The sequence below is a fragment of the Radiobacillus sp. PE A8.2 genome (genome assembly GCF_045635475.1).
Classification (GTDB): Bacteria; Bacillota; Bacilli; order Bacillales; family Amphibacillaceae; genus JBJGXI01.
Window position 1 is genome coordinate 47,802 of record NZ_JBJGXI010000036.1, and the last position, 7,160, is coordinate 54,961.

Genomic DNA, 7,160 nt, shown 5'->3' on the forward strand with positions numbered 1-7,160 from the left:
TCTCGCAATCACGTGCCACAGTATGTTTTGTATGGTAACGATGATGCAGGTGGCGGCGAGCAATATTCTTCCTGCTCAGTTTTGTGTCCATAAGGATTTGAAAGCACATCAAGCAATTTTTCCATTACACTGTAATCCCCGTGTTCGACTGCAGACTCTAGCGCCTCTTCAACCCGATGGTTACGCGGGATCACTGCCGGATTGCTATTTTCCATTAATGTTTGTGATTCTTCCTTCGATGCCTGCTGTCTGTCTCGTCTCGCTTGCCACGTTTTTTTCCATTTTTCAAATTCCGGCTTATCGAACAGCGCAGAATCTTCCGGTTTATTATACGTTAAAGCACGAAACGTGTTTGTATAGTCAGCACGATTATTTTCCATAATATCCAACAAATCTTCGACAAGCTTCTCATCATCTTTTTCCTCATCAACAATCCCTAGTTTTGCCCTCATACCTGCGAGCCAATTTGATTGAAATAATGGCATATACTGTGACATCTCATGCTGCGCCATTTCGACCGCTTTGTCCTGATCCTTATCTAGTAATTGCAACAGTGTTTCGGCAAACCGAGCTAAATTCCATCCGCCAATCGGGCGTTGATTAGCATAAGCATAGCGCCCGTTTCTGTCAATAGAACTGAAAACCGTTGCCGGATCATACGTATTCATGAATGCACATGGTCCATAATCAATTGTTTCCCCACTAATTGTCATGTTATCTGTATTCATTACACCATGGATAAAGCCGACGAGTTGCCATTTTGCAATTAACGACGCCTGCTGCTTGATCACTTCCTGCAATAGCGAGAGATATGGATGATCGTTAGTCGCAATACTAGGAAAGTGACGTTGTATTGTGTAGTCGGCTAGCGCCTTCAACGCTTCGACATCACCCTTGCCTGCTGCATATTGAAATGTTCCAACACGAATATGACTTGCAGCCACACGGGTTAAAATTGCACCAGGCAAGTCTGTTTCGCGAATTACCGGCTCACCGGTTGAAACTACTGCAAGGCTCCTTGTAGTAGGAATGCCCAGTCCATGCATTGCCTCGCTAATGATATATTCGCGTAGCATCGGACCAAGTGATGCTCGACCATCCCCACCTCGTGAATATGGTGTTCTACCTGAACCTTTTAGTTGAATATCAAAACGCTCGTCTTGCGGTGTAATCTGCTCCCCTAGCAAAATCGCCCGACCGTCACCTAACATCGTAAGGTTCCCAAATTGGTGACCTGCGTATGCTTGGGCAAGAGGTTCACTCCCCTCTGGAATTTCATTACCAGCAAACACCGCCACACCAACATCCGTTTGTAGATCTTCGGCATCTAATCCCAATTCTGCTGCCAATGGTTCGTTAAACTTAACCAATTTCGGTGCTTGGACAGGTGTCGGTTTTTGTATTGAGAAAAATGACGCTGGTAGACGCGAGTAACTATTTTCCAAGTGCCATCCTGTTAAAGCTTGATCATGTGCCTTTGTCATCTTATCCCCTTTTCATCATTTTGTCGTATTATCTTCATACTAACATATAGGTAGTTGTTTTATTTTCTACTTAGCTTGGGTTTATTATGCTTTTTGATTAGGAGAGTGGGGATTTGGTGATTGGTTGGGGTGGACGGTTGGTTGATTAGGTATGTTTTTCTGTTAGGGGATGAGGTCTTGTTCGGCTAACGGATAGGTTTTGACTCCTTGGGCGGGATTTCTTGTCCGAGTAGAGGGTAATTGGACAGCTTTTGAATACTTGGGCGGGATCTCTTGTCCGAGTAGAGGTTAATTGGACAGCTTTTGAATACTTGGGCGGAATCTCTTGTCCGAGTAGAGGGTAATTGGACAGCTTTTGAATACTTGGGCGGGATTTCTTGTCCGATTGGGAGGTTAATTAGACAGCTTTTGACTACTTGGGCGGGATCTCTTGTCCGATTAGTTGATATACGAGTACGTTTGCCCTTCATCACTGCAAAACATACTCGCTCATTCGCTGATCGAGCACGTTCTCCCTTCATCACTACATAAACATACTCGTTCACTACCTGATCAAGTACGTTCTCCCTTCATCACTGCAAAAACATACTCGCTCATTCGCTGATCGAGTACGTTCTCCCTTCATCACTACATAAACATACTCGTTCATTCGTTGATCGAGTACGTTTGCCCGGAATACATCTAAAAACATACCCGATCAGCTAATCAAATCTAACAAAAGAAGCAAAGACATCTTACTCCAAGTATGCCACATAAACTAGACAGCCACCATCAGCGCACTACTCCGCCTGCTTTACATAGACATGCTGCGTTGGCATTTGTATTTTGTGTTCATATATCTTTTGCGCTAACAATTCCTTTGCTTGTTGCATTGCTTCTAAGTAATTGTCATCCTTCACGGTTGCTTTGATTGAAAAGCGAAATCCTAATGGACTCGCGTCTAAGGAGGATAGGCCGTGTACTTGGTAGATTTCGATAAATTCACCAGTTAGCTTATCTTTTCTTAAATAATCTTGCTGTAATTTATTCAATTCATCGCAAACTTCCGTGAGTAATTGTTTAACAGTGGCTGGATTTTCATTAAAACTAACAATCACACTTTCGAACACACGTCTTTTTTCGACATTTCCGTTTTCTAGCTTTCGAACTTCGCCGTTAGGGACAATCATTAATTTACCGTTTAGCAGACGAATTTTCACGACACGGAATCCTAATTCTTCTACTGTGCCGCCGTTAACTTCACCATTAATATGTACGAAATCACCTTTTTGAAATTGCTTTTCGAACAGGAAAAAGCCGCCTGCTAAAATATCTTGAATTAACTTTTGCGCCCCAAAACCGATCACGATACCGATGACTCCGCCTGCCAACAATAATTCTTGTACATTAACAAACGGTTTAATCGCAGCAAGGGTAATAATGAAAAAGGCAATATAATGCCCTGTATTTCGTATTACAGATTCAATCGTTTGTTCTTTTTTATCACTCAGGATCGTTGTCCGTTTAAATATTTGACGAAAAACGAAGCGGATTAAATAAACCAACGCATAGGTTATGATGATTGTAGTTAGAAGCGTTAGCATATATTCGGTTATTGTGCTCCAGTCCACTTCAAATAAGGATGCAAAGTTTTCAAATAAAGCATTCATGTTGATTCCTCCCTTTTTGTCCTATTCTATTATATCTTTTGTTAACAAAAAACGCATATCCCCAATTGGCGATATGCGTGCACTCTTAAAACCCGTATTCTGCTTCTTTTTCATCCCGTATTTTCTTAAATGTTTCGGTTAACACGACTGTGTCTTCAACTAAGCGATCGATGCGGAATAACACGTCATCGTTGGTGATTTCTTTTCGATAAAAGTCGGCTTCCTCAATGAATGCATACGTTTGAACAATTTGTGCTTTCATATAAGAAAGAATCGGCTTTAGTTGTTGCTCGGCGATTAGGTAATGCTTTGCTGATCCAGCCGTGACAACGATACTGACTACTTTATCTAAAAATGCATTAACCGGAAGTAAATCAAATATGTTCTTCAACGTTGCTGGAATCGATGCTTGGAAAATTGGTGTCCCGATAATAATCGCATCTGCTTCCATGATCGTTTTCGCTACGTATTGGGTATCCCCTTCATAGTCCATGTAATTGCGTCCATCGCTAAATTGGACATCGTATTCCGCTAAATCAATAAATGTTACATCCGTCTCCGGATATTTTTCTTGAAGTGCTTTTACGGTATATTCCATTGCAGTCCTCGTTTTTGAGCCTACCTTGGACCCGGATAAACCGACAATTTTCATTGCTGACTACCTCCTATTTTTTTGCCGTATGCTTTTTAATTGTAGGTAAAATCTCATTTCCAATTAGTTCGATATTTTTCATTAAACGTTCAAATGGTACGCCACCGAAATCAATTTGCGCAATATAACGCTGATGACCATATAACTCGTGCTGATAAAGGATTTTTTCGATAATTTCCTGTGGACTACCAATATTCATAATATTATGCGGATCAACACCTTGTGCAAAATGCTGCTTCGGAAATCCTTGACCGTTTGTGTGCTTCATCCCTTCATTAATATGCGGATACATATCTTTTAAGGCCTGTTGCGATGTTTCTGCTGCATAGAAAAATCCTGCTGTTGCAACCGGTAATTCTGCTGGATCAAACCCTCCACGCGAAGCAGCCTCCCGGTAGGCATCAACTGTTCGTTTAAATACAGTAGCCGGTCCACCCAAATGCGCCATAAACATCGGTACACCAGCATACCCCGCTTTTATCGCACTTGCAGGTGATCCGCCAACTGCACGCCAGATTGGTAACGAGCCACTTTGTGGACGCGGAAGAACTTTGGCATTTCTCAATGGTGCGCGAAATTCTCCACTCCAGTCGACAACTTCCTCTTCATTAATTTTGCGTAGTAAATCAAACTTTTCTTCAAACAGCTCTTCATAATCACGAACGTTATAGCCTAATAAATCAAACAACCCTATTCTTGAAGCACGACCAGCGACGATCTCTGCGCGTCCTCCTGAAATCAAATCAATCGTTGCAAAATCTTCGTAAACACGAACCGGATCAGAAGTACTGATAATCGTGGAAGAACTTGCGATTTTTATCTTTTCAGTCGCTTGTGCAATCGCCGACAGTACGACTGTGTGTGCTTGTGTAGCAAAATAATCCTGGTGACTCTCCCCAACACTAAAGAAATCAATGCCTGCCTGTTCAGCAAGCTTTGCATATTCAATAATCTCCTGCACACGCTGTTTTGCAGAAATTCGTTCCCCTGTTAACGGATTTGGTAAGTGGTCCCCTAATGTATATATGCCAAATTCCAATCCTTTACTTGGGTCAATACGATATTTTTCCAAATTATTTCACCTATCCTTATATAATATATATAGTTAATGTTCACTTAGGTTTCCTTGCACATGACTTTCGATTCAACTTCTAATTTAAACACAATAATGTTATTATGGAGGAAATCAACGGATAATGTAAGTACGCACTTTTTTGTTATATAGTATCAAAAAGGATACCAATGGAGGATTGTAATGAAAATAGAGCCTGAATTATGTCGTGTAGAAGATGCATTAAGTATATTAGTCGGTAAATGGAAGCCAATTATTTTACTCAATTTGTTAAAAGAAGGTACACAGCGATTTAGCGAATTGAAACGCACCATGCCCGGTATCACACAAAAAATGCTCACAAAACAATTGCGTGAATTAGAGGAAGAAGATATTGTGGCACGTGTCGTCTATCCTCAAGTACCACCAAAAGTGGAGTACTCGATCACCGAATACGGAAAAAGCCTAGAACCAATCTTAATGGCCATGCATGAATGGGGAACAAAGCATACATTGCATAAAAGGGAAATGATGAAGAAGCGGAGTATGTAGATTCACCTATCGATGTGCAATAGCACGAAACGCTTGGATAAAACATCCAAGCGTTTGTTATGGTATTGTTGAATGTCAATTTAAGAGTAATACTTCAGAATATTAGAATTGCGTTTCAATAGCTAACTAAGTCATTCATAATTACCTTATACAGTTATCTCATCCATCTATAGTTCGGAGACGGTTTAATCCGACTATAAGAACAGGTCGCTGCTCTCTATTTAACAAATCGCTGAACGGAACAAGGATTAAAACAATCTCACCCTGCTTATACATCATTCCAAACCTCGTCATCAATATCATTGTCCCAGAAATCTAAACTACTTTCACTTGCCTTTGATAAATCTTTAGATAAGGTTTTTTCTTTCTTTGCTTTTATATACTCTGCATAGTCAAGAATTTTATCGACTTCTTGTTCTAGTATTTCTTCGATTATTTTGAGTAAACGCTCTTTAGCTGTAATCATGATGCGTCCACCTCTTCCTTGAATAGTTATATCGTAACATTACTTAAATTTAATATATAACCAAGGCATTCACCTATTTTGTAAACAACACATAGCATATAGTAGCAAATATTTTACCCGAGGTGAACAAAAATGAGTACTAACAGGGATCATACATCTCCTGCAATGCAATATACATTTGATGTAAATAAGAGCAATTTGTTTACGAAAGACAAGAACAACTACATCAATATCTTAGGAATTAATCAGCTTAATTCTTTGGAAAACACTTCTTTGCTCGATATTTTCATGAGTAAAGATAATGTTGTTGAGCCGCATTATCACCAAAATGCAGCTGAGTTAGTTTATTGTATATCTGGTGCGGCAACGGTTTCGATTATGAATCCATATACAAAACAAATACTCAATTTTCCGATTACACCTGGCCAAGTCGCCAATGTGCCACAGGGCTGGTGGCATTATGAGGTTGCGACCGTTGACCAGACACATTTGTTAGCGATTTTTGATGCACCAACACCAGAAGTAATATTAGGATCCGATCTGTTAAAATTCACACCATCAAACATCATCGCTCATACGTATTGTATCGATGAAAACCAGTGGAATAACATGATAGCTAATGTGAAGCCCTCCACGTATATCGGACCGTATAAAGATTGTAATCAACAAATGACGCAACCTTATGCAAACCAAGCGTATTATCCAAACCAGCCTCATCCACATTACCAGGCAAATCCCTATTATAGATAAATTGGGGTTATTATCGTTACCTAAAAAGGACTACTTGATTGCATTGCAATTAGTAGTCATTTTTATTGTTCTTAAGCTTAATGCTATATAAACGAACTAATATGGTATGATGAGAAAAAGGCTAATACCGGTGGTGATAATTTGTATGTGGGAAATCTTATCTTAAGAATCGGAGGCGGTAACAATGGGCTTGTTTTTTGAAAAGGCCACTAATCAAAGTAAGACTACCAGAAAGATAGTAAGCGCATTTTCAGTTGTAGTGATATTAGCTATTTTAAATATCATTTGGCTACATTGGTATTGGCTGAGTTTAATTACCATCGCCTTATTCATTGTATTTATCATATTATTCATAAGAAAAATCATCACTTGACACTCCCATAGCTAAAGCAATGGAATTCTAAAGTGCTATCGCGTTCGCAGTCCGTTTCTGGTTTGAACTAGCCTTTGGTTAAGAGGTGTGTCATCACCTCGTCCTGTTTCGTTCTATACACCTTTTGTGTATATGTACCTAACAGGCGGTGTTGCTATTACCACAACACTAGGTTCTTAGGAT

7 protein-coding genes are annotated in these 7,160 nt (G+C 39.9%); 2 read left to right on the forward strand and 5 right to left on the reverse strand.

Features of this window, described 5'->3' with window-relative positions; all coding sequences use genetic code 11:
• Positions 1-8: 8 nt before the first annotated feature.
• The 4 genes from ACI6MV_RS17490 to ACI6MV_RS17505 form a co-directional block, all read right to left on the reverse strand.
• Entirely contained in the window at positions 9-1,484 is a 1,476-nt protein-coding gene (locus ACI6MV_RS17490) for a protein adenylyltransferase SelO (protein WP_407271619.1), read from the reverse strand.
• 779 nt (positions 1,485-2,263) lie between these two features.
• Entirely contained in the window at positions 2,264-3,133 is an 870-nt protein-coding gene (locus ACI6MV_RS17495) for a mechanosensitive ion channel family protein (RefSeq protein WP_407271620.1), read from the reverse strand.
• 85 nt (positions 3,134-3,218) lie between these two features.
• Complete coding sequence (locus ACI6MV_RS17500; protein WP_407271621.1) at positions 3,219-3,785, reverse strand: NADPH-dependent FMN reductase; 567 nt, start codon at positions 3,783-3,785, stop codon at positions 3,219-3,221.
• Positions 3,786-3,798: 13 nt separating this feature from the next.
• Positions 3,799-4,857, reverse strand: a complete 1,059-nt coding sequence (locus ACI6MV_RS17505; RefSeq protein WP_407271622.1) for an LLM class flavin-dependent oxidoreductase — start codon at positions 4,855-4,857, stop codon at positions 3,799-3,801.
• A gap of 183 nt (positions 4,858-5,040) precedes the next feature.
• Here ACI6MV_RS17505 and ACI6MV_RS17510 point away from each other — a divergent pair, with 183 nt between their 5' ends.
• Positions 5,041-5,388 (forward strand): winged helix-turn-helix transcriptional regulator, encoded by a 348-nt coding sequence (locus tag ACI6MV_RS17510; RefSeq protein ID WP_407271623.1) that lies wholly within the window; start codon positions 5,041-5,043, stop codon positions 5,386-5,388.
• A gap of 268 nt (positions 5,389-5,656) precedes the next feature.
• Here the strand turns inward: ACI6MV_RS17510 and ACI6MV_RS17515 are convergent, their stop codons facing one another.
• Positions 5,657-5,854, reverse strand: coding sequence for a DUF2281 domain-containing protein (locus ACI6MV_RS17515; RefSeq protein WP_407271624.1), 198 nt, complete (start codon positions 5,852-5,854; stop codon positions 5,657-5,659).
• A 132-nt stretch (positions 5,855-5,986) separates the two neighbouring features.
• Here ACI6MV_RS17515 and ACI6MV_RS17520 point away from each other — a divergent pair, with 132 nt between their 5' ends.
• Complete coding sequence (locus ACI6MV_RS17520; protein WP_407271625.1) at positions 5,987-6,604, forward strand: cupin domain-containing protein; 618 nt, start codon at positions 5,987-5,989, stop codon at positions 6,602-6,604.
• Positions 6,605-7,160: the final 556 nt, after the last annotated feature.

Bases quoted from the DNA above. Each gene is read 5' to 3' on its own strand.
- ACI6MV_RS17510 (WP_407271623.1), top strand. From the start codon at position 5,041: ATGAAAATAGAGCCTGAATTATGTCGTGTAGAAGATGCATTAAGTATA.
- ACI6MV_RS17520 (WP_407271625.1), top strand. From the start codon at position 5,987: ATGAGTACTAACAGGGATCATACATCTCCTGCAATGCAATATACATTT.
- ACI6MV_RS17500 (WP_407271621.1), bottom strand. From the start codon at position 3,785: ATGAAAATTGTCGGTTTATCCGGGTCCAAGGTAGGCTCAAAAACGAGG.
- ACI6MV_RS17495 (WP_407271620.1), bottom strand. From the start codon at position 3,133: ATGAATGCTTTATTTGAAAACTTTGCATCCTTATTTGAAGTGGACTGG.
- ACI6MV_RS17490 (WP_407271619.1), bottom strand. From the start codon at position 1,484: ATGACAAAGGCACATGATCAAGCTTTAACAGGATGGCACTTGGAAAAT.
- ACI6MV_RS17515 (WP_407271624.1), bottom strand. From the start codon at position 5,854: ATGATTACAGCTAAAGAGCGTTTACTCAAAATAATCGAAGAAATACTA.